This is a genomic window from Citrobacter sp. 172116965 (assembly GCF_013458095.1).
GTDB lineage: Bacteria > Pseudomonadota > Gammaproteobacteria > Enterobacterales > Enterobacteriaceae > Citrobacter > Citrobacter braakii.
Genome location: NZ_CP046673.1, coordinates 569626 through 590090, shown reverse-complemented (window position 1 = coordinate 590090; position 20465 = coordinate 569626). Strand labels below are relative to the sequence as shown.

Here is a 20465-nt window from a genome sequence, read left to right as displayed (position 1 = left end):
GTCGTTAAAAACGGCTCACACACTCCATTGCAACCGTTTTGAACTCGCTGAAATTCCGGCACGCGCAGAGCCGCGTCATCGCGCGCTCGCGCAGGAAGGTGACGAAAATATCGTAGATCGCCATCGCTTCTTCGTATTCGCTTTTGCTGATGGCGAGCAGGAAGATCACATGCGCCGTTTCATCCCCCCAGGCGATACCCTGCGGGGCGAGGATGGTGTAGACCACCGTTTTCTTTGCCAGCAGACCGAGGGCGTGCGGCAGGGCAATGCTGTCACCCAGCATGGTGCTGACGATGGCCTCACGTTCAACCACCGAATCAAGAAACTCCGCATCGACAAAGCCTTCATCCTGCAACTGGCGATATAAAACGTTGAACAACGTTTGTTGATCCATTGGCTCGTCGATCACACGAAAATGGGCGGCATCGAAGAATTTGTTCAACATCCACGGACGGGTTCTGTCGACCAGCACCAGTTTGCCAATTTGCTCCAGTTGATAATCGGTAGGGAACGGTGCAATCATCACCACAGGCTTATCTTTTTCACCAACCCGCGCGGTAGAGATGACGAAATCTTCGCTGATGCTTTCCCGCTGTTCGTAGTCGCGTAGCGTCACGGTATCAACGATTTCTATCTGCGGATACTTACGCGCCAGCACCGCCTCAATCATCCGCAGCATCGCATTTCCAGCATCGCATACCAGCAGAACTTTCGGCTGCCTCTGGTAACCGATGTTGTAACTACGCTCCAGCCCGACGCCAATATGCAGCACAAGGAAGCCAATCTCATTTTCACTGATGGTGTACGGCGTATATTTTCCCCATCCCGAGACGGCGGCCAGCGTCATGTCCCACGCCATCGGGTAGTGCTGTTTAATATTTTCCAGTAGCGGATTGGGGATCATTATCTGGTAACGCACCCGGGTGATCATCGTCTTAATATGCGTCAGAAGGTCAGCATGTAACTGTTTGTCATTCAACAGGTTGTAGTTGTACTGGCTGTTGATAAACCGCAGGATGTAATTAACCAGCGCTTCGTCATCATCCGCATTGATGGCGCTGGGGGCGATCTCTTGTACCTGGCGGGCGGCGATATGCACCTGCAGCCAGTTCTCTTCGGAAACGGTAAGCGGTTTATCCGCCAGTCGGTGCAATACCGCTGCGATTTCCCGCGTGGCCAGGCACACCGATTGCTCGGCTTCTTCTGCGGCAAATTCCGGGAGGGGATACCCTTCGCTAATCCGCCGTACCGCCACCGCACAGTACAACCGCAAAAACAGCTCACCCTCATCGGTCAGGCGAATGTGAAAACGGGCAAAAATATCCTGCAAAACAGGTTGTAGCTGTTCAGGGATCCCGGCATTTAGTGCCTCTTGCGTCACTAGCGGGTGCTGTGGATCCTGCTGCGCCAGCGTCCATAGCAGATCGGTCAAACAGGCGCGGATCGCCATCTCGCTGCCAAACAGTTTCATACCGTGACGGGGGCGCGTTTCCAACGTCAGATGATAACGTTGCAGATGCTCGCGCACCTCAGCCATATCGTTTTGCAGCGTCGCGCGGCTGATAAACCATTCATCAGCCAAATCCTCCAGCTTCAGCGAAAAGGCCGACGTCAGAAAACGAACCACCAGCCAGTGCACCCGCTCCTGGCTGGTGCGAGGGATGCGCAGCAACGCGTCTGGTCGCTGCGTTTGCAGGGCATGATAACGTGCCGGGTCGTCAATTTTGAGTTGATAACCGTTACCCCGGCTGAGGACAAACTGCGCGCCGTACTGGGTGAGCAGCGCGTTTAGCGCAGTGATATCCGCCCGTACGGTGCGTGTGGAAACCGACAACCGCTGCGCCAGCTCGTCCTGTGGAAGCGCTTCGTTTTGCAGCATGCCAAACAGCTGCGCTAAACGTTGGTTGGGGAATCGCACGTCAGTTTCCTCATCAGTCAGTTAGCCTACGCAGGCCCGGGTCATCGCCATCAGCTGGCGCACGTCGTCCGGTCGGGTGTTACCACTCACCTTATCAATAATCGAACTATAGATGTGAGGAATGATTTTGCTCACTCCGGCATCCAGGGCGATCTGCAAAATTTCAGTGAAATTATCCAGATCGATACCGCCAGTTGGCTCCAGCCAGAAGTCATGGCGGGCGCAGGCCTGGGCAACTGCAATGTATTCCTCACGGCACTTCAGGCCACCCATTGGGAAGTATTTAATCGAGCTCCCCCCCATGTCTTTGAGCAACGCAATCGCGGTTTCTACCGGCACAATGCCGTCTGGCGTCTGGCTGCTCAGCGGACCGGTGGAGATTTTCACCCTGCCCGGTGTGCCAGTTGGCGAGACCAGACCGTTGACCACCGTCTCCTGCTGACCCAGCAGCGCGCGGCTGGTCGCCACGCCGGTAAAGACCTGATTAACATGCTGTGGCTGCACCTGACGGGAGATTTCACTGACCATCGCCGACTGGTTTGGATCGCCCGCCCCCAGCCCCACGGAGAGGGCATTGTCGATAAGCGCTGCGTATTCACGCATATCCGCAACCGCGCTTGCGACATCCGGGTAATTTTTTGACAACACACCGACCAGTACGTGTCCTTCCGCCGCCGCGTAAATATCCCGGGCATTTTCTTTGGAGCCCGCCAGCACGTTCAGGCAGACGCGGTCGCGATAAAAGTTAGGGGTCAGTTTCATGCTTTTTTCTCCTGCGAAATCACTTCACCAATTCGACGGGCCACAATCTCCAGTTGCGCGCGATCCACGCTGCGCACATCGGCTTCGATAATGCCTTCGTTAGCTTTGTAACCACGGAAGTAAATCGCGTACTCTCCCTGCTTGAGCGCGTCGACCAGTTCACCTGTGGCGATCCCGGTTACCGCTTCGTCAAACTTAATTTCCGTGCGCGCGATGTCGCGCCCTGCGCTGTCCCACACCACGCGGGCGCTTACGCCGTGAAGCTGGTTTAACGCATTAATGAACGGCGTCATTTTCTCGACCATCTCCGCGCCGCTCTCTTTCTGCGCGTTCAGATACAGTTCGATGGCGCAGGTCAGGCCAAGAATTCCCTCTTTACCCACCTTCATCGCCCGGCCAATCCCCGCGGTCTGGCGCTTCACCCACTCAACGTATTGGGTTTTGCCAATCACCAGGCCGCTGGTTGGCCCTTCAATCGCTTTCGCACCGCTATAAATCACCAGATCCGCACCAACCCGGTAGTAGCACTGCAAATCCTCTTCCGCCGCCGCATCCACGATTAGCGGCAGATTATGCGTACGCGCCACCACCGCAGCCTGTTCCACGCTGAGCATACTTTTCTGGACGCAGTGGTGAGATTTGATATACAGAATGGCCGCCGTGCGTGGCGTAATGGCCGCCGCCAGCTGAGCGGCGGAACATTCGTTGGCATAACCCGCTTCCACTAGCTTGCCGCCGCCGAGCGCCACCATGGTGCCAACCGGAGCGCCAAAGTTGACGTTGTGGCCTCTGGGCAGCACGATTTCGTTGTTCTCGATCGGCGCGACGTGCAGGTTCTCCAGCAGCCAGTCGCTGTCCTTAACCAGCACTCCAGCCACTGACAGGGCTATTCCGGCCGAAGCGCAGGAGACGACGGTTGCCCCTTCCACCTCCAGCAATTTCGCAATGTAGTCACCGGTCTTATTGACCAGGTCTTTCATCTCAAAATATTGATTCATCCCCGCCATTGCGGCCTGAACCACTTCTGGTCGTGGCGTAGAAACGCCGAGCGCCGTCATGCGGCCTGAGGTGTTAATCACCTGTTTTAAATTGTATTTCTCAAAAATCGAAGGCATGTTCCGCGCTCCCTTGTTCGGTCATATAGCCCTTGCCCGCACGTATTGCGGCAAGCGGCACCAGCAGTTGTTCAGCCTGCAGGCTGTCGTTTTCTGCATCTACCAGCACGGTTGGCTGGCGCTTAAGCGTAAAGAGGGTTAAATCGGCATCCAGACCAACCTGCAGCCGCCCTTTCTGTTTCAGGCGCAGACCATCGGCGGCATTGGCAGTAACGCACTCAATGACCTGCGGTAGCGACATCCCAATGGCGAGAAATTTCGACATCACATTCGCCAGGGAATACACCGGGCCGCTGATACGGTTGCGACAATAAATATCGGAGCTGATGGTGTGCGGCAAAATCCCCAGACCGATAGCGCGTTTTGTCACCGCAAAGCTCAGGCTGGCGGTGCCATGCCCAACGTCCAGACGCACACCGCGTGAAATCGCCCGCGTCACTGACGCCCGCAGCTCGCCTTGCGGCGTCAGAATGCGGTTCGGCTTACCGTTGTAGCAGTGGGTAATGATGTCGCCCGCGGTCAGGCGTTCGGCGATCTCATCCAGATCCGGCGGATTGTTGCCGATGTGCACCATCAGCGGCAGGTCACCGTTCTGCGCTTGCATCGCTTTGGCGCGCTCCAGCGGCGTAATGCCGTTTTCACCGACCACGCTGCTGCTCATGCGCGCCTTCAGGCCGACGATAAAATCAGGATGGCGCTTCACCGCCTGTCGAACCGCATCGGCGTCAATGTTGGCCATATTAGCCAGCTCGTTCTGGGCGATAAGCCCAACGCGGGAAATATTCAGCAGCGCATACACTTCGGTGGTCGCTTTCCGGGTCAGGGTATAAAAATCATCGATATCATCCGCCCCGGTACTGCCCGCATCCACCACCGTAGTAACGCCGGTAGCTATACCGACGCTGTCCGGCTGGTCGTGATAAATCGGGGATTTCGGGTAGCAGTGAACGTGGGAATCAATCCAACCTGCGCTGACGTAGTACTCGCCGCCCAGTTCGATGGTTTTCAGCGCCGGGCCATCAACGTCGCCCAACGCCGCAATTTTGCCGTCTTTGAGCGCAATATCGCTCACCGTATCGTCAACGAGGCGCGCACGGCGCAGGAGTAAATCAAACATCGCTCTCTCCTTTGCCGGATGGCAGCGCAACCGCCTCATCCGGCCTACAAATCAACAGTTAGCTAATGGCAATCGGGAAGATGGACCCGAGGATCATCGCCCCAAGGATCGCCCCGCCGGTGATCGGTTTCTGCCACAGGTAAAACAGCAGCGCGCCCGCCAGTGAACCGATGCCGATAGGGATAGACGCCGTCATCGCGCTGAGGATAATCAATGGTCCGAGGAAGCGGCCGGAGGCGTTACCGGCCCCCATCATGACATCCGCACCGTAGGTCGAGTCGCTCTGATTGATGGTGAACTTACGTGCCAGAATAATGATGTAGCCAATCGCCAGACCAATCACCAGACCGGTGACCAGCGACGCTGCGAAGTTGGCAACCGGGAAGATAATACCTGCGCCCAACAGCAGCGCCGGAACACCTAACCCGACCCCGGTCTGAATCGCCCCGCCAATATCCAGAATCCCCACCAGCGAACCTTCAATGATGCGGGCAAACAGGAAGCTTGCACCAAATGCCGCCACCGCCCCGTAGGAGCCGGTGTCCATTCCCGCCTTCAGCATCGCCACAAAAGCGACTTCGTTAAATGCGCCAATACCGTACAGGTAGTACATGTGCGTTCCGGCAAATACGCCAGAGGAGAGCAGGCCAACGAAGATCGGGAACGACCAGTCAGCGAACCAAAAACCTTTATTCTGTTCCATGATGGCCTCCGTTATTTGCCACTGAGCGAGTTGTGGATCAGTTCGAGCCAGTTAGGCACGGTCAGATGGAAGGATTCGATCATCTTCATGTCGAAGCCGCGGAAGAAGCCGCTCAGGACAAACAGCGCGACGATAGCCACCATCATCACTTTAGTGACGTGGTTCCAGCCGCTCTCTTCCACGCCTTTACCGATCAGAATGCCAAGGACCAGACCCGGAACGGCGTTGCCCATAATCAGCTGCGCCGCGCCGCCAAAGACGGTGGCCCAGAAGCCTGATTTTTTACCGGCATCGATCGCCGCCAGCCAGAAGATCACCGGCATCACGGTGTTGACCAGCAGGTTAGCCGCAGGCACCAGCACCTTGACGGCAGTCACCTGCAACGCTTCCGGTACGGATGACGCCGTAAGGTTCAGGAAGGTCACGACGATCATCCCGATAACGCCGCAGGCAATCGCCATGCGCTTGGGATCGTGCAGCGTTTCACCGACGTTGCGGTTTTTAACCATCAGCGCAGCAGCGCCCCAGTTGGGGATGATGCGATGGTCGACGTCCTGAGTGAACGCCCCCGCCGCAACAGAGGAAGCCCAGGCGTTAAAGAAGAAGCCCAGGCCGAACGAGAAGTGAGAAGCCGGATCCCCTTCGCAGGAATTCAGTTCTCCCAGAGTACGAAACGCGCCCATCCCTTGAGTGGTAGGCGCATGAAACATGCGTGCAGCCCCAGCGCCGACACCGACGCCAACCAGGCCGCCGATGATGAGCGATTTTATTAATATTATCAGGAACATAATTATGCCTTTTAATAAAGAATCAGCGTTGCGTAACGAAATCCACCTTGTCGAGATTGATGGCAGTCACGTTGACGGTCACGTCCAGCTCCACGCTGAAGGTGCGTCTTTCCCGGCGCAAAAAGAGGAATAAAAATGCCTCTTTGCGCACCGATTCACGCGCTTGAACAACCTGCACATCCTGTGGCTCAATACGCAGTAAGATATGCGGCGACGCTTTCATCACCGCAGCCTGAACGTGGTTCAGGGCATCGGCAAAGGCGCGCGCTTTGGCCTCGCCCTTGCCAGTGACTCTCACCGTGGTGGTGAATTGTTCTTTCATGCTTAAGCGCCGTGTTTCTTTTGCCACGCCTGTACCAGGCGCTCACCGAGTTCTTCTTTGTCCATAAAACCGAACCCCAGCACGTTGCAACCTTCGTTGATGGCAGTGACCCCTTCATCAACCGAGCGCATGCCGTATTTCGCCTTGTAGCCGTATTTGGTCTGCGCGGTAATCGCACCCGCGCCGCCACTGCCGCAAAACGAGATGCCAAAGGTGGCGTTTTCCGCTTTCATCACGTCACCCAGCTTCATATCAGCCGCAACGCCCGGCACCACAACCGCACGGCCGCCCGCTTTCTCAACGCCTGCCGCCACTTTCTGGCCTTTACCCAGACGATCGCCAATCACTACGGTAATCTGTTCCATCTTTTGCTCCTTAAAGGTTGTCTTTCGCGACTTCGAAGTGCACCGACAGCAGCCAGGCCTCTTCCTCAGGAAGATTGCCAAACTCAGCGACCACGTCACGGGCAAGCGCCATTGATTCGGCAGAAATTTCATCAAACAAGCTGGCATCGACTTCTGGTAAGGGTTCACCCGTTACCGAGCGGTGCGCCATGGCGCGAACATGCGACGTCAGCATCTGTTCCTGTACAGCGTTGGGAATAATGTGGCGTTCACGCAGCAAGGCATACACCTGCGCCAGCATGCGGTCGGCCAGTTCCACCGATTCCCCCATGTCATTCATTACAGCTCCGTTATTCACTCGTCTTACCCCACTAGTGGCTCTGAGGTTAACTTAGCGGCGGGGGTTAAAAGTTTGTAGCGAGTTGTTTTCCACTTCGAAGTGGAAAGGGGCGCAGCGATAGTGATCTGTGCCGCAAAAAGGGCCGGGACCACGATTAATCACTGGAAGAATGTGATTGAGATCGCAAGAGTGAGCAGCAAAATGGAAGGAAATGCGAACAATGAATGGACGATAAAAATGAAAAAATGTGATGGGGATAGCGTTTACTTATGGGATGCAGGGGCGCAGCGTCTTATCCGGCCTACGGTTATGCAGGCCGGAAAGAGTAGATTAGCGGAACTTCTTGTGGTTTTCGTTGCGCGTTTTTTTCAGGTCTTCCGCAACGGCTTTCGCCTCTTTGACTTTACCTTCGTTCGCCAGTTTAAGCGCGCCGTCAATCTGACCGATCAGCGTGTCAAAGCCGTGGCGGAAATCTTTCATCTCCGCACTGTCCGGGGATTTGCTCTCCAGCTTCGGCGGCGTTCCCTTTTGAGCATCCAGCGCGGCTGCACGCATTTTGGTCAACGCGTCTTTCAGTTCAGTCGCATTGTCCGTTTTTTCGACGATCTTCAGGTTGTCGTTGAGGATCCCCATGTCATCTTCGAGATCGGCTGCAAACGCAGAAGAACCAAGAACCAGCGTTGAAGCCGCGACGATCGCTAACAGGTGTTTACGCATTGCTCACTTCCTTTTTTATTATTAAAAAAAATTAACGCCTTAACGAGTATCATTGCCCGGCGATTTTCATCTCCGGTAACAATACCGAACCACACTGTATATTACTGCGTGTTTCAATATCGTTGCCTACGGTCACAATATTGCGCCACATCTCTTTTAAGTTACCGGCGATGGTAATTTCACTCACCGGATACTGAATTTCGCCGTTTTCGACCCAAAAACCCGCCGCGCCGCGCGAGTAATCGCCGGTAATGCCGCTAACGCCCTGGCCCATCAGCTCGGTAACCACAAGACCTGTGCCCATCTCTTTGAGCAACTGCTCGAAGCTTAGACCCTGTCCCGGAATTCGCCAGTTGTGGATCCCGCCCGCATGACCGGTGCTCTTCAGTCCCAGCTTACGTGCGGAATAGTTGGTCAGCAGCCATTGGGTCAGCACGCCGTCTTTAATAATGTCACGGCGTTCGGTCCGTACGCCTTCGCTATCGAACGGCGACGACGCCAGCCCTTTCAGCAGGTGCGGATGTTCTTCAATAGTCAGCCATTCCGGCAGAATTTGCTTGCCCAGCGAGTCGAGCAGGAAGGTGGATTTACGGTACACCGAACCACCGGCAATCGCGCCGACCAGATGTCCGAACAGCCCAGTCGCCACTTCGTTGGCAAAAATCACCGGCGCTTTCATGGTGGAAAGTCTACGCGGAGAGAGGCGAGATAAGGTGCGGCGAGCACAGTCTGCCCCCACCCATTCCGGCGTTTGCAGATCGCCCATCGCCCGGCCAATGGTGTAGGCGTAATCACGCTCCATATCGCCATTTTCTTCCGCGATGACGCAGCTGGAAAGAGAATGACGCGTGGAGCAGTAGCCCTGCAGCATCCCGTGACTGTTACCAAACACTTTGATGCCATAGTGGCTGTTAAAACTGCCACCCTCGGTATTGGTGATACGCTTATCGGCCTGCAGCGCCGCCTGTTCAGCGCGGGCTGCCAGTTCGATAGCTTCGTCAGGGGAAACTTCCGCCGGGTGGAACAGATCCAAATCGGGCGCATCAAAGGCCAGCAGTTCTTTATCTGCCACGCCCGCGCACGGGTCCGGTGAGGTGTAACGTGCAATATCCAGCGCGGCCTGCACGGTACGTGCAATCGCCTGCGGGCTTAAATCGGTGGACGATGCGCTGCCCTTACGGTTTTGGTGATAAACCGTAATCCCCAGCGCGCCATCGCTATTGAATTCTACGTTCTCCACTTCACCATAACGGGTGCTGACGCTAATACCCGTGGTCTTGCTCACAGCGACTTCCGCGCCATCCGACTGACCTGACGCTAATTCCAGTGCCGTCGAGACCGCTTCTTCCAGAATCTTACGCTGCGCTTCAACTTGTGAGATTACTTTCATCGCAAATGCCATAATGTAGAGAGAGTTTCTCTGAAGTCTAACAGAGAACCGTTTTTCAGTGCGCATCTTAACTGGTAACATTAGCCTCTTTTTTTAAGGAGCCTGACATGACTAAGCAGCCCGAAGACTGGCTCGACGACGTTCCCGGTGATGACATCGAAGACGAAGACGATGAAATTATCTGGGTTAGTAAAAGTGAAATAAAACGTGACGCCGAGGAGTTAAAACACCTGGGTGTGGAACTGGTAAAACTGGGGAAAAACGCGCTGGATAAAATCCCGCTCGACGCGGATTTACGTGCCGCGATTGAGTTGGCCCAGCGTATTAAGATGGAAGGTCGCCGCCGCCAGCTGCAGCTGATTGGCAAAATGTTGCGCCAGCGCGATGTTGATCCTATCCGTCAGGCGCTGGACAAGCTGAAAAACCGTCACAACCAACAGGTTGTACTGTTTCATAAGCTTGAGCAACTGCGCGATCGCCTGATCGCCGAAGGTGATGATGCGGTAGCGGAAGTGCTGAATCTGTGGCCAAACGCCGATCGCCAGCAGCTTCGTTCTCTGGTTCGCAATGCGAAGAAAGAGCAAGAAGGCAACAAGCCGCCGAAATCAGCACGTCAGATTTTCCAGTATCTGCGTGAACTGGCGGAAAACGAAATCTAACCTCTTCGTCTGCAGAAAGTGCCGGATGATGTAAATACTTCATCCGGCCTGGATTCTGTGCTCTTACTGCTGGGGCTGCATTTCGCCCATAGCGTTCTCTGACTGACTCTCTTCATGCAGATACTGCTTATCTAAAATCTTCACGAACGGTGTATAAATCGCGGTGGCGATAACCAGATTCACGGCCTGTAAAACAATGCCTGAAATCCCGGTGGTGAGGAAACCAGAAATAAAGATCGGCGTTGTCCAGGGAATGGAGATACCAGAGGTGGGGGGAACCCAGCCGAATGCGATAACCACATAAGTAACCGTACACAGCACCATTGGGGTAATGATAAACGGGATAAGCATCAGCGGATTAAGCACGATTGGCAAACCAAAAATAACCGGCTCATTAATGTTAAAAATTGCCGCCGGTGCCGCCAGCCGTGAGAGCTGCTTTAATCGCGTACTTTTGGCAACCATAAAGATGCTAATCAACAGTGCCCCGGTAAAGCCCGTACCGCCGGCAATCAAATAGACATCCCTGAACTGCTGAGTAATGATGTTGGTCGCTACCAGCCCGGCCTGAGTTTGCGCCAGGTTCTGCGCACTGAGCGTTTGCCAGATAGGCCCCATTACGGATGTCATGATAGAGTCGCCATGGATCCCAAAGAACCAGAAGAAACTGATCATCATCTCAGCAATCAGTTGCGATAAGAGGGAATTCCCCAGATACAGCAACGGCTGTTGCAACATGACGCTGATAAATTTCCCCGGCGTACCAAAAGGCGTGTTCTCAAACAGCACCTTGACGATAATCCAGAACAGTAGCACTAAGAAGATAGGTACCAGCGATTTAAACGACCTGGCAATCTCTGGCGGGACACTCGCAGGCATCTTGATGGTGAAAGCCCTGTTTTCCAGAAACTGAACCACCTTGATGGTGACCACAGTAACGATAATCCCTAAGAACATCGATTCAGAGCTAAAGTCGAGCAACGCGTAAGCATCGGCGACGATTTCTCCCGATCCTGTCGTAATATGACCAGGCGACATTAAGAAGAAGATCGCCACCGGTAAAATAGCGGAACTTTGGCTGAGATTAAGCTTTTCAACTAACTCCTTTGAGAAGGTGATAATCACCAGCAGCGTCATTAATCCGTAGCTGGCGTTAATCCCGTAATTGAGCTTATCCAGCACGCCTTCCCCTAACAGCGAACTCATAAACTCGTGATAGCCGTTAACAGGAAAGTTGGTTAACAATACGAAAAATGAACCGACAATCAAAAAGGGAATCAGGGCAATAAACGCATTTTTTAGTGCGGTCAGGTAGATGTTTGACGAGATTTTCTCGGCCAGTGGCAACATCTTTTGTTCGAGTAGAGAGGTTATGCTCATGCCCGCTTACCCTATAAGGTTTTTTGTCACGTAATAATTAACCTGCGGGAACTGCTTGATATAGATGGCAGGAACCTGAGTGTGGTGCGCATCGCCGTTAACAATCTCCTGATAAATATCTTTTTTCGTATCGTGGTTGATGATGACAATCACCTTTCCAGCTTTGATGATTTTATTCAGCCCGACGGTAATACCTTCGGTGAGGGTGACATCTCCGGAGAAGTATTTATGGCTGGCGACGTTAATTGTTACGTCATCCAGTTGAGTTTGTAGATAATCCTCATCAAACGGCACGCCCGGCTCGTTTAAGCCGATATGCCCGTTCATTCCCACGCCCAGAATTACATAGTCAAACTCTTCACCGTTGAGCGCGGTTTGGTAATGGGCAATATTTTGTGCCGTAGAGGCAAACGGATTGAAATGGACTAACCGCACCGGATAGGCACATTTGTGCACAAAGTCCTGATTAATCATGTTCAGGCAGCTGCCATCTGATTCGCTGGGCACGTTGACCCACTCATCCAGCGCAAAGAAAGTAAGGCGTTCGGCAAACGGTGTCGCTGCCAGTGCTTCGTAAATCCAGTGAGGCGTGCTACCGGAGGGGATCAGCACGCGAGAATGTGGTTTGAGCGCGGATAGCTCACTAACGACCAGTTCAGCCAGCGCGGCATTGGTATCAAACGTTGTACATTTCATCCGTTTCTTCTCGCTATTAAAGTGATTCAATCTTTTTGGCGAATAAAGGAAGATACTTTTTATTGGCCAGCAGCATCTCTTTGACTAACGCCACGCCCGAGGTGTCGCTTGAGCATAATGGGTTGAAAATAAAGCCTGAAATAAGCGCTTGATAATCGCCGGTGGCGGCGGCTTTGACGATCTGCGCTTCATAGTCTTTCATCATGGAAACAATCCCTTTCGCAGGAGATGGGATCTCGCCAGTACAAATTGGAATCGGACCATTACGGGTAAGCACACAGTTCACTTCAACTACCGCCTCTTCCGGTAAATTAGTGATAGCACCGCCGTTACGAACGTTGACCGTTTGAATGCTCTTATCGTCGAGGTAAATAGCGCGAATAACGTTCAGCGCGGCGGTGGAATAAAGCGCACCGCCGCGGGCTTCCAGCTCTTTAGGCGTATCCTGAAGCGTAACGTCGCTGTATTTTTTAAACAGTTCGGCTTCGATATTTTTGACGATCTCACCCCGTGATTGCTCGGCTGCTTCCTGCTCGGCCAGCATTTCAGTCGTCTTGAGGTAGTATTTTAAATAGGAAGAGGGGATCAGATTGGTGGCGGCCAGCAGCTCTTTATTAAACTGCTCATTGCTGATGTTTTTAAAGCTCAATGCATCGACGTCAGCGGCGTTGATTATCTCGATGGTTTCACGGGTACGGTCGACGCCGTTATGCAAAATTTTGGTAATAAAGTTCATATGGTTGGAGCCTTTGAACTCGACGTATAAATCCTCTACGTTGGCATTCAGCAGCCCGGCCACCTGATGGGTCATATTGACAGGACCATTGCACAGGCCGATGACCCGATTGTTGTGGCTGTATTTGAGTACCGCTTCTGTCACCATGGAAGCTGGATTGGTGAAGTTAATCAGCCAGGCGTTTGGACAAATCGCCTTCATTTCATTCGCTATTTCAATGATGACCGGAATGGTGCGCAGAGCTTTGAACATCCCGCCCGCGCCGTTGGTTTCCTGACCAATAAAACCGTATGACTTCGGCAGTTTTTCATCAACGATTCGGGCATCTATACCACCGACGCGCAGTTGAGTCACCACGAAGTCGGCACCCAGCAGCGCTGTTTTGCGGTCAAAAGTTTGGATGACATCAATTGGTAAATTTGCTTTGGCAAGCATTCTTTTGGTGAGATCGAAAATGATGTTCATTTTCTCTTTACCCATTTCAACGTCGACAAAAGCGATGTGAGAGATGGGAAGCTGGTGGTAGTTTTTAATTACACCTTCAATCAGTTCTGGCGTATAGCTGCTACCCGCACCAATCACCACGAGTTTTAGTTTTTTCATTAGTCTTCTACTTTTGAATTAAATTTCAACGACACTTTTCTGACATTGGATAAATGGAAAAGCATAATATCTACGATGGCTATCTGGATCGGATAGCTTATATTTTCGAAAGCAGTATCTTTAATAATGGCGTTTTTGTAGATCAAGACTGCATCGGCCTTAAGCGCCAGCGTAGAGTTTTCCCGGCTGGTAATCGCGGCCACCTTGATGCCGTTTTTTCTGGCATTAAAAATTATCTCTTCCAGCATTTCTGACTCACCGCTGTTGGAAACAATCAGCATACAATCGTTAGCGGTCAGAAAGCGGCTGCGGACATTACAGTTGGTGTAGTCTGTTTCATTGAGGATATTAAAGCCCAGCACCATCAGATTATAGCTAACATAGTTCGCCACGCTATCTGATGTACCGTATCCCCAGGTGATAATCGTATTGCAGTCGGACAAAAAATCACAAAAGACTTTGACTTTATTCTCAGACACTCTGGTTAAAGCATCCTGCATTTCTTGAATATATTCGCTAACAAACGCGTTATGGTGCTGCGAGTTTTGCGATCTGGAGAATACGTCCCGAATGTTGACCTTAAACTCCTGGAAATTATTAAAGCCTAATTTCTTTACCAACTTAGAAATAGATGGCGCGGTAGTATAAACGCGATCTGCCAGTTCATGAATTTTCATTTTATAAACATCAGCAGGGTTCTCCTGACAGAATTTATAAACTCGCAGTTCATTATTGGTTAAATTTTTTCGCATGGAGCGCACCTTTTATTATGTGGCACTTACGCCACATTGGCTCTCGAGGGGATATTAGCAAGGGAAAAGCGGAAATAGATTTTATGATTTAGAAATTAATTTCTGCGATCTGAGTTATAAATTTCCATATGGAGGCTTCCCATTCCGTTGAGAAGTATGGCGTAACCAGAAGGCCGGATGGCAACGGAGATCGTGCTCCTGAGAAAGTGCCGGATAACGGTGTAAACACCTTATCCGGCCCACAACGGATCGTAGGCCCGGTAAGCGTAGCGCCACCGGGCATTTTTTTACTCTTCTTCTGCCTGGGCTTTCTTCGCCAGGCCATCCAGCAGTTTTTGATGGATGCCACCAAACCCGCCGTTACTCATCACCAGGATGTGATCGCCAGGCTGTGCAGTTTTCACCACCATATCTGCCAGTGCATCCACATCGCCGCTCCAGTGCGCAGGCTGAACGCAGGCTTCAGCGACTTCTGCTACCTGCCACGGAATATGTGGGGGTTGCAGCAGGAACACTTCGTCCGCACGCCCTAGCGACGGCGCCAGGTCATCTTTGCACAGGCCCATTTTCATGGTGTTCGAGCGTGGTTCCAGCACCGCGATGATGCGCGCCGTGCCACCCACTTTACCGCGCAGCGCCGCAAGCGTTGCCAGAATGGCCGTTGGGTGATGGGCGAAATCGTCATACACCGTCACGCCATTGGCTTCGCCGCGCAGCTCAAGACGACGACGAGCGTTGATGAACGAGCCCAGCGCATTGGCTGCATCCGCAGGCACGACACCAACATGGCGCGCGGCAGCAATCGCCATCAGACCGTTGTGCATGTTGTGCTCGCCTACCAGGCCCCACTTCACCACGCCAACATTTTCACCGTCCAGCCACACTTCCCATTCGGATGCATCAGTGGTCAGCTTTTTCGCCTGCCAGTGACCTTGTTCACCAACCAGCTCTTGTTCGCTCCAGCAGCCCATCGCCATCGTCTGTTTCAGATTGATGTCGTTTTCCGGGTAGATAATGCGTCCCTGGCCCGGCACGATACGCACCAGATGGTGGAACTGTTTCTGGATCGCTTTCAGATCGTCAAAGATATCAGCGTGATCGAACTCAAGGTTGTTGAGGATCAGCGTACGCGGGCAGTAATGTACGAATTTAGAACGCTTATCGAAGAAGGCGCAATCGTACTCATCCGCTTCAATCACGAAGAAGTCGCTCTCACCCAGGCGCGCGGAAACCTCAAAGTTACCCGGTACGCCGCCGATCACAAAGCCAGGCTTATAGCCGCAGGCTTCGAGGATCCAGGTCGCCATTCCGGCGGTGGTGGTTTTGCCGTGCGTCCCCGCAACCGCCAGTACCCAACGATCGCGCAGCACAAAGTCATGCAGCCACTGCGGGCCGGACATGTACGGAATGTTCTTTTCCAGCACCGCTTCCACACACGGATTACCCCGGGTCATGGCATTGCCAATGATCACCAGGTCCGGCTGCGGATCGAGCTGGCTGGCATCGTAACCCTGAATCAGATCAATGCCTTGCTTCTCAAGTAAGGTACTCATCGGCGGATACACATTGGCGTCCGAACCGGTTACTTCATGACCGAGTGAGCGCGCCAGCATCGCCAGACCGCCCATAAAAGTGCCACAAATTCCCAAAATATGAATGCGCATACGTCACTATCCTTTTTTAATCTGGGGGCCATTTTACGCACATGTCCGGCAAGTGAGAAACGCATTTCAGGATATTCCGTAGTTTGCTGGCGCGATTCACCTAAGCGCGGCAATGGAAATATTTGTTAATATTGTTGCGGTCGCTTTACTCCACATAAATTGCAGGGAAAGTGTTATGAAAACGTTAGGTGAATTTATTGTCGAAAAGCAGCACGAGTTTTCTCATGCTACCGGTGAACTCACTGCTTTGTTGTCGGCAATAAAGCTGGGCGCCAAGATCATCCACCGCGATATCAACAAGGCCGGTCTGGTCGATATCCTGGGTGCCAGCGGTGCTGAGAACGTGCAGGGAGAGGTTCAACAAAAACTCGATCTGTTCGCGAACGAAAAACTGAAAGCTGCACTGAAGGCGCGCGACATTGTGGCGGGCATTGCCTCGGAAGAAGAAGATGAAATCGTCGTCTTTGAAGGCTGTGAACACGCAAAATATGTTGTGCTGATGGATCCTCTGGATGGCTCATCCAACATCGATGTTAACGTCTCTGTCGGTACGATTTTCTCTATTTATCGCCGCGTAACCCCAGTCGGCACGCCGGTCACGGAAGAGGATTTCCTGCAACCAGGCAACAAGCAGGTTGCTGCGGGCTACGTTGTTTATGGTTCTTCCACCATGCTGGTGTATACCACCGGCTGTGGCGTACACGCCTTCACCTACGATCCTTCTCTGGGCGTATTCTGCCTCAGCCAGGAACGTATGCGCTTCCCGGCGAAAGGCAGCACGTACTCCATTAACGAAGGCAACTACATTAAATTCCCGAACGGCGTGAAGAAGTACATTAAATTCTGCCAGGAAGAAGATAAGTCAACTCAGCGCCCGTACACCTCGCGCTACATTGGCTCTCTGGTTGCGGATTTCCATCGTAATCTGCTCAAAGGCGGGATCTACCTGTACCCAAGCACAGCCAGCCACCCGCAAGGGAAGCTGCGTCTGCTGTACGAATGCAATCCGATGGCCTTCCTGGCCGAGCAGGCGGGCGGCAAAGCGAGCGATGGCAAGGATCGCATTCTGGATATCACCCCGGAAAGCCTGCACCAGCGTCGCTCCTTCTTCGTAGGTAACGACCATATGGTTGAAGATGTAGAACGCTTTATCCGCGAATTCCCGGACGCGTAATACGCTTTGCCGGATGAGACGTGTTAACGCCATCATCCGGCAAATTTATCCCCTACGCCGTTTGTACTTTAAACGCCGCCATTGCTTCGAGCAGCGCATGTGACTGCTCTTCCAGTGAGCGGGTAGCCGCTGAAGATTGCTGTACCAGCGCCGCATTTTGCTGCGCCGTTTCATCCATCTGAATCACAGCGATATTCACCTGCTCGATGCCGCGACTCTGTTCCTGCGACGCGCTGGCAATTTCACGCATCAGTTTGGTCATGCGCATCACTTCATTGGCAATCTCATCCATGGTTTCGCCCGCCTGCTGCGCCAGCTCGCTGCCTTCTCCCACGTGGGTGTGTGAATCGCTGATTAACGTGCGGATCTCTTTTGCCGCCTCGGCGCTGCGGCTGGCCAGATTACGCACTTCACCCGCAACGACCGCAAAGCCCCGCCCTTGCTCACCGGCACGCGCCGCTTCAACAGAAGCATTGAGCGCCAGGATATTGGTCTGGAAAGCAATACCGTCGATTACGCTGAGGATGTCGGCGATTCGGCTGGAACTGCCGGAAATATCGCGCATTTTCTCAATCACATAGCACACCATCTCACTGCCGCGATCGGCGGTATCCGACACCGATTTTGCCAACTGGTGTGCCTGTTCCGCGTTCTGCGCATTCTGTTTCACGGTCGCCGTGAGTTCTTCCATACTGGCGGCGGTCTGCTCCAGCGAAGTGGCTGTCGATTCAGTACGTTGCGCCAGATGCTGGTTCCCGGCCGTCAGCTCACGGCTACCAATATCAATTTGTAAACTGGCATCGCGGACACGCTGTACCGAGTCGCCCAACGCATGGCGCATTTCATCCATTGCCGCGTTCAGACGGTTGAATTCGGCGCTGGCCGACAGCGCGGTAACCGGCGACAAATCCCCCGTCGCCAGGCGTTCCAGTTGCTCAACCATATTATCCAGCGGCTTGAGAAACTTATTTCGCAGCATGAACCAAATCACCGCCAGCAATGCGAGGGCAGCCAACATCGAGGCACTCATAATACCGTGGTAAATCAACGAAGTAATGATACGGGTAGAGGCATACAGCCCCATACCGCCGGTCAGCAACAGAAGGAACGTCAGCAGAGACAATAACACCAACAAACTTGATCGAATTGAAAGGGATTTTGGCATCGTTATATTTCCGGTTGTAGGGTTAAAACAGACCTGTACAGAACCTATCGACTACAACCGGAAAAAGTTTAGGTATTTAAATGTTTAGTGAAAAATCAGGATGTTACTTTGGTGTTGCCACCGTCCCCACTCTGGTTACTGGCGAGCTTTGACGATTTTCCCAAAGTACCGTCAGGCCGCGCTGTAAGGCAATAAAAATAAACAATAAAATGCCAATCGCGATCTTCGTCCACCAGGAACTTAATGTGCCATCAAAATTAATGTAGGTCTGGATCAACCCCTGAATGGCGACACCAAACAACGTTCCTAACACCGTACCGACCCCGCCGCTCAACAGGGTTCCGCCAATCACGACTGAGGCAATCGCATCCAGCTCAACGCCGACGCCCGCCAGCGCATAACCCGCCTGGGTGTAAATTGAAAAGACAATGCCAGCAAGCGTCGCAAGCCCGGTCGACAGCATATAGATACGGATGGTCGTGCTGCGGGTTGAGATCCCCATCAGGTTGGCAGAGGTGGCGTTGCCGCCAATCGCGTAAACCTGATTACCAAAACGCGTACGGTGCGCCAGGAATATGCCAATGACGACTACCGCCAGCATCAGCAATCCCATTGCACTCAGGCGACCGCCGCCGGGAATTTTCCATGCCAGGCTTGAGAGCATGTCATAAACCGGATGGTTAATTGGGATCGACTCTTCAGACACCAGATAGCTGACGCCGCGCAGGAAGAACATTCCCGCCAGGGTAATAATGAATGCTGGGATCTTCAGCGCATCAATCAGTAACCCCATAAACGCGCCAAAAGCGCAGCCCATCAGCAGAATCAGGGGAAACGCCAACAGCGGAGATATACCCCAGTAGCCAATGGCCTTCGCCAGAAATACGCCGGTAAACGCGATCACCGAGCCAACGGACAGGTCGATCCCGCCAGAGAGAATCACGAAAGTCATGCCCACGGCGATGATGCCCAGAAAAGCGTTATCGGTCAGGATATTGCAGATAACTCTGGTTGAAGCAAAAGCCGGAAACTGTGTCAGGCAGTAGAGGTAACCCAGTACAAACACGCCGAGGGTGATCATCAGCGGTAAATTACGTTTTATCATGACCACGCACTCCTTTTATCAGGCTGATAAAGCGTTGTGATTGCACGACCAGCACACACAACACCACCACGGCTTTGACCACTTGATTTAGTTCTGGCGGGAAGCCCGACAGTAAAATCCCGGTATTCATGCCCTGAATAATCAATGCCCCGACCACCGACAGCAGCAGATTAAAGCGCCCGCCCATCAGCGAGCCGCCGCCGATGACTACCGCCAGGATGGCATCCAGTTCCAGCCACAATCCGGCGTTATTGGCATCTGCCCCGCGGATATCCGCCGTGACGATAATGCCGGCGATAGCCGCACACAGACCGCTCAGCACATAGGTGAGCATCACGATAATGCGCGTGTTCACCCCGGCGTTTTTTGCCGCACGAATGTTGATGCCTACCGCTTCAATAAACATCCCCAGCGCCGTTTTACGCGTCAGTAGCCAGAACACCACCAGCGTTAGCAGGGCAATGATCACTGGCGTGGGGAACAGTAAGAGCGAGCCGCTGCCAAACCACGACAGTTCGGGCGAGTTGAAGGTGACGATCTGCCCGGAGGTGATAAGCTGCGCCACTCCGCGCCCGGCCACCATCAGGATTAGCGTGGCAACGAACGGTTGGATCTTGAGGATTGCCACCAGAATCCCGTTCCATAACCCTGCCAGAATGCCGGAGCCTAAGGCGGCAAGCAGCACCACCGGCAAACTGTGCCCGGCCACCGTCATCGCCGCGGTGGTGGCACCGGCAATGGCCATGACGGCGCCTACGGAAAGGTCGATGCCGCCGGTGGCAATCACCAGCGTCATGCCAATCGCTAACAGCGCCACGGGGGCGGCACGGTTGAGAATATCAATCGGGCTACCGAACAGCCGACCATCTTGCAAAATCACCTGATAAAAGTGCGGTGCGACCAGGCTATCCACCAGCAGCACCAGCAGTAGCGCCACCAGTTGTGGCATGCCTTTTGGCCAGCGGAATCGCCGTTGCGGCGGAGTGGATTGAGGGAGAGATTGAGGCATCACCAT

General features: G+C 53.3%; 21 protein-coding genes. 2 read left to right on the top strand and 19 right to left on the bottom strand.

Annotated features, from left to right (window positions below; all coding sequences use genetic code 11):
• Positions 1 to 4: 4 nt before the first annotated feature.
• From GPJ68_RS02900 to pmbA, 11 genes are all read right to left on the bottom strand, one after another.
• Positions 5 to 1918, bottom strand: coding sequence for a transcription antiterminator (locus GPJ68_RS02900; RefSeq protein ID WP_104651652.1), 1914 nt, complete (start codon positions 1916 to 1918; stop codon positions 5 to 7).
• 21 nt (positions 1919 to 1939) lie between these two features.
• A complete protein-coding gene (locus GPJ68_RS02895; protein WP_016151471.1) occupies positions 1940 to 2680 on the bottom strand; it encodes a KDGP aldolase family protein in 741 nt (246 codons plus the stop codon).
• Positions 2677 to 3795 (bottom strand): DgaE family pyridoxal phosphate-dependent ammonia lyase, encoded by a 1119-nt coding sequence (locus tag GPJ68_RS02890; RefSeq protein WP_104651653.1) that lies wholly within the window; start codon positions 3793 to 3795, stop codon positions 2677 to 2679. The genes GPJ68_RS02895 and GPJ68_RS02890 overlap by 4 nt, the downstream gene beginning before the upstream one ends.
• On the bottom strand, positions 3779 to 4912 hold the full coding sequence (locus tag GPJ68_RS02885) for an amidohydrolase/deacetylase family metallohydrolase (RefSeq protein ID WP_104651654.1): 1134 nt from the start codon (positions 4910 to 4912) through the stop codon (positions 3779 to 3781). Before GPJ68_RS02885 ends, GPJ68_RS02890 begins: the two co-directional genes overlap by 17 nt.
• A gap of 58 nt (positions 4913 to 4970) precedes the next feature.
• Positions 4971 to 5615, bottom strand: a complete 645-nt coding sequence (locus tag GPJ68_RS02880) for a DUF4310 family protein (RefSeq protein WP_003830379.1) — start codon at positions 5613 to 5615, stop codon at positions 4971 to 4973.
• Between the two features lie 11 nt (positions 5616 to 5626).
• Complete coding sequence (locus tag GPJ68_RS02875) at positions 5627 to 6403, bottom strand: DUF4311 domain-containing protein (RefSeq protein ID WP_005134210.1); 777 nt, start codon at positions 6401 to 6403, stop codon at positions 5627 to 5629.
• Positions 6404 to 6425: 22 nt separating this feature from the next.
• Positions 6426 to 6725 (bottom strand): DUF4312 family protein, encoded by a 300-nt coding sequence (locus tag GPJ68_RS02870; protein WP_016151468.1) that lies wholly within the window; start codon positions 6723 to 6725, stop codon positions 6426 to 6428.
• Positions 6726 to 6727: 2 nt separating this feature from the next.
• Positions 6728 to 7090 carry an SFCGS family glycine-rich protein gene (locus GPJ68_RS02865; RefSeq protein WP_003830384.1) on the bottom strand — a complete coding sequence of 121 codons (363 nt, stop codon included), beginning with the start codon at positions 7088 to 7090 and terminating at the stop codon, positions 6728 to 6730.
• 10 nt (positions 7091 to 7100) lie between these two features.
• Complete coding sequence (locus tag GPJ68_RS02860) at positions 7101 to 7409, bottom strand: PRD domain-containing protein (protein ID WP_016151467.1); 309 nt, start codon at positions 7407 to 7409, stop codon at positions 7101 to 7103.
• A 330-nt stretch (positions 7410 to 7739) separates the two neighbouring features.
• The gene (gene cybC, locus GPJ68_RS02855) at positions 7740 to 8126 is read right to left on the bottom strand and encodes a cytochrome b562 (protein ID WP_016155540.1); all 387 of its coding nucleotides are present in this window, start codon (positions 8124 to 8126) and stop codon (positions 7740 to 7742) included.
• A 49-nt stretch (positions 8127 to 8175) separates the two neighbouring features.
• Positions 8176 to 9528 (bottom strand): metalloprotease PmbA, encoded by a 1353-nt coding sequence (pmbA, locus tag GPJ68_RS02850; protein ID WP_180837105.1) that lies wholly within the window; start codon positions 9526 to 9528, stop codon positions 8176 to 8178.
• Between the two features lie 95 nt (positions 9529 to 9623).
• Between pmbA and yjgA the strand changes: the two genes are divergently transcribed.
• Positions 9624 to 10175: a ribosome biogenesis factor YjgA gene (gene yjgA, locus GPJ68_RS02845; RefSeq protein ID WP_016151465.1), complete on the top strand. Its 552-nt coding sequence runs from the start codon at positions 9624 to 9626 to the stop codon at positions 10173 to 10175.
• Between the two features lie 63 nt (positions 10176 to 10238).
• Here the strand turns inward: yjgA and GPJ68_RS02840 are convergent, their stop codons facing one another.
• The 5 genes from GPJ68_RS02840 to mpl form a co-directional block, all read right to left on the bottom strand.
• On the bottom strand, positions 10239 to 11555 hold the full coding sequence (locus tag GPJ68_RS02840) for a PTS sugar transporter subunit IIC (protein ID WP_016155539.1): 1317 nt from the start codon (positions 11553 to 11555) through the stop codon (positions 10239 to 10241).
• Positions 11556 to 11561: 6 nt separating this feature from the next.
• On the bottom strand, positions 11562 to 12251 hold the full coding sequence (locus GPJ68_RS02835) for a 6-phosphogluconolactonase (RefSeq protein ID WP_104651655.1): 690 nt from the start codon (positions 12249 to 12251) through the stop codon (positions 11562 to 11564).
• Positions 12252 to 12267: 16 nt separating this feature from the next.
• Positions 12268 to 13590, bottom strand: coding sequence for a 6-phospho-beta-glucosidase (locus GPJ68_RS02830; protein ID WP_104651656.1), 1323 nt, complete (start codon positions 13588 to 13590; stop codon positions 12268 to 12270).
• The gene (locus GPJ68_RS02825) at positions 13590 to 14342 is read right to left on the bottom strand and encodes a MurR/RpiR family transcriptional regulator (RefSeq protein WP_016151461.1); all 753 of its coding nucleotides are present in this window, start codon (positions 14340 to 14342) and stop codon (positions 13590 to 13592) included. Before GPJ68_RS02825 ends, GPJ68_RS02830 begins: the two co-directional genes overlap by 1 nt.
• Before the next feature lie 287 nt (positions 14343 to 14629).
• Positions 14630 to 16006, bottom strand: a complete 1377-nt coding sequence (gene mpl, locus GPJ68_RS02820; protein ID WP_016151460.1) for a UDP-N-acetylmuramate:L-alanyl-gamma-D-glutamyl-meso-diaminopimelate ligase — start codon at positions 16004 to 16006, stop codon at positions 14630 to 14632.
• Between the two features lie 175 nt (positions 16007 to 16181).
• On the opposite strand from mpl, the gene fbp reads away from it, so the two are divergent.
• Positions 16182 to 17180, top strand: coding sequence for a class 1 fructose-bisphosphatase (gene fbp, locus GPJ68_RS02815; RefSeq protein ID WP_016151459.1), 999 nt, complete (start codon positions 16182 to 16184; stop codon positions 17178 to 17180).
• 52 nt (positions 17181 to 17232) lie between these two features.
• On the opposite strand, the gene GPJ68_RS02810 is transcribed toward fbp, so the two are convergent.
• From GPJ68_RS02810 to ytfT, 3 genes are all read right to left on the bottom strand, one after another.
• Positions 17233 to 18345, bottom strand: coding sequence for a methyl-accepting chemotaxis protein (locus GPJ68_RS02810; protein WP_016155535.1), 1113 nt, complete (start codon positions 18343 to 18345; stop codon positions 17233 to 17235).
• A 103-nt stretch (positions 18346 to 18448) separates the two neighbouring features.
• A complete protein-coding gene (gene yjfF / locus GPJ68_RS02805; protein ID WP_080859621.1) occupies positions 18449 to 19450 on the bottom strand; it encodes a galactofuranose ABC transporter, permease protein YjfF in 1002 nt (333 codons plus the stop codon).
• On the bottom strand, positions 19437 to 20459 hold the full coding sequence (ytfT, locus tag GPJ68_RS02800; RefSeq protein WP_016155534.1) for a galactofuranose ABC transporter, ATP-binding protein YtfT: 1023 nt from the start codon (positions 20457 to 20459) through the stop codon (positions 19437 to 19439). Before ytfT ends, yjfF begins: the two co-directional genes overlap by 14 nt.
• Positions 20460 to 20465: the final 6 nt, after the last annotated feature.

Excerpts from the sequence above, each read along its gene's own strand:
- GPJ68_RS02825 (WP_016151461.1), bottom strand. The coding sequence starts at position 14,342 with ATGCGAAAAAATTTAACCAATAATGAACTGCGAGTTTATAAATTCTGT.
- GPJ68_RS02875 (WP_005134210.1), bottom strand. The coding sequence starts at position 6,403 with ATGTTCCTGATAATATTAATAAAATCGCTCATCATCGGCGGCCTGGTT.
- yjgA (WP_016151465.1), top strand. The coding sequence starts at position 9,624 with ATGACTAAGCAGCCCGAAGACTGGCTCGACGACGTTCCCGGTGATGAC.
- GPJ68_RS02895 (WP_016151471.1), bottom strand. The coding sequence starts at position 2,680 with ATGAAACTGACCCCTAACTTTTATCGCGACCGCGTCTGCCTGAACGTG.
- mpl (WP_016151460.1), bottom strand. The coding sequence starts at position 16,006 with ATGCGCATTCATATTTTGGGAATTTGTGGCACTTTTATGGGCGGTCTG.
- cybC (WP_016155540.1), bottom strand. The coding sequence starts at position 8,126 with ATGCGTAAACACCTGTTAGCGATCGTCGCGGCTTCAACGCTGGTTCTT.
- GPJ68_RS02840 (WP_016155539.1), bottom strand. The coding sequence starts at position 11,555 with ATGAGCATAACCTCTCTACTCGAACAAAAGATGTTGCCACTGGCCGAG.
- GPJ68_RS02870 (WP_016151468.1), bottom strand. The coding sequence starts at position 6,725 with ATGAAAGAACAATTCACCACCACGGTGAGAGTCACTGGCAAGGGCGAG.
- GPJ68_RS02890 (WP_104651653.1), bottom strand. The coding sequence starts at position 3,795 with ATGCCTTCGATTTTTGAGAAATACAATTTAAAACAGGTGATTAACACC.
- GPJ68_RS02830 (WP_104651656.1), bottom strand. The coding sequence starts at position 13,590 with ATGAAAAAACTAAAACTCGTGGTGATTGGTGCGGGTAGCAGCTATACG.
- yjfF (WP_080859621.1), bottom strand. The coding sequence starts at position 19,450 with ATGATAAAACGTAATTTACCGCTGATGATCACCCTCGGCGTGTTTGTA.
- GPJ68_RS02835 (WP_104651655.1), bottom strand. The coding sequence starts at position 12,251 with ATGAAATGTACAACGTTTGATACCAATGCCGCGCTGGCTGAACTGGTC.
- GPJ68_RS02865 (WP_003830384.1), bottom strand. The coding sequence starts at position 7,090 with ATGGAACAGATTACCGTAGTGATTGGCGATCGTCTGGGTAAAGGCCAG.
- pmbA (WP_180837105.1), bottom strand. The coding sequence starts at position 9,528 with ATGGCATTTGCGATGAAAGTAATCTCACAAGTTGAAGCGCAGCGTAAG.
- GPJ68_RS02810 (WP_016155535.1), bottom strand. The coding sequence starts at position 18,345 with ATGCCAAAATCCCTTTCAATTCGATCAAGTTTGTTGGTGTTATTGTCT.
- GPJ68_RS02860 (WP_016151467.1), bottom strand. The coding sequence starts at position 7,409 with ATGAATGACATGGGGGAATCGGTGGAACTGGCCGACCGCATGCTGGCG.
- fbp (WP_016151459.1), top strand. The coding sequence starts at position 16,182 with ATGAAAACGTTAGGTGAATTTATTGTCGAAAAGCAGCACGAGTTTTCT.
- GPJ68_RS02880 (WP_003830379.1), bottom strand. The coding sequence starts at position 5,615 with ATGGAACAGAATAAAGGTTTTTGGTTCGCTGACTGGTCGTTCCCGATC.
- ytfT (WP_016155534.1), bottom strand. The coding sequence starts at position 20,459 with ATGCCTCAATCTCTCCCTCAATCCACTCCGCCGCAACGGCGATTCCGC.
- GPJ68_RS02885 (WP_104651654.1), bottom strand. The coding sequence starts at position 4,912 with ATGTTTGATTTACTCCTGCGCCGTGCGCGCCTCGTTGACGATACGGTG.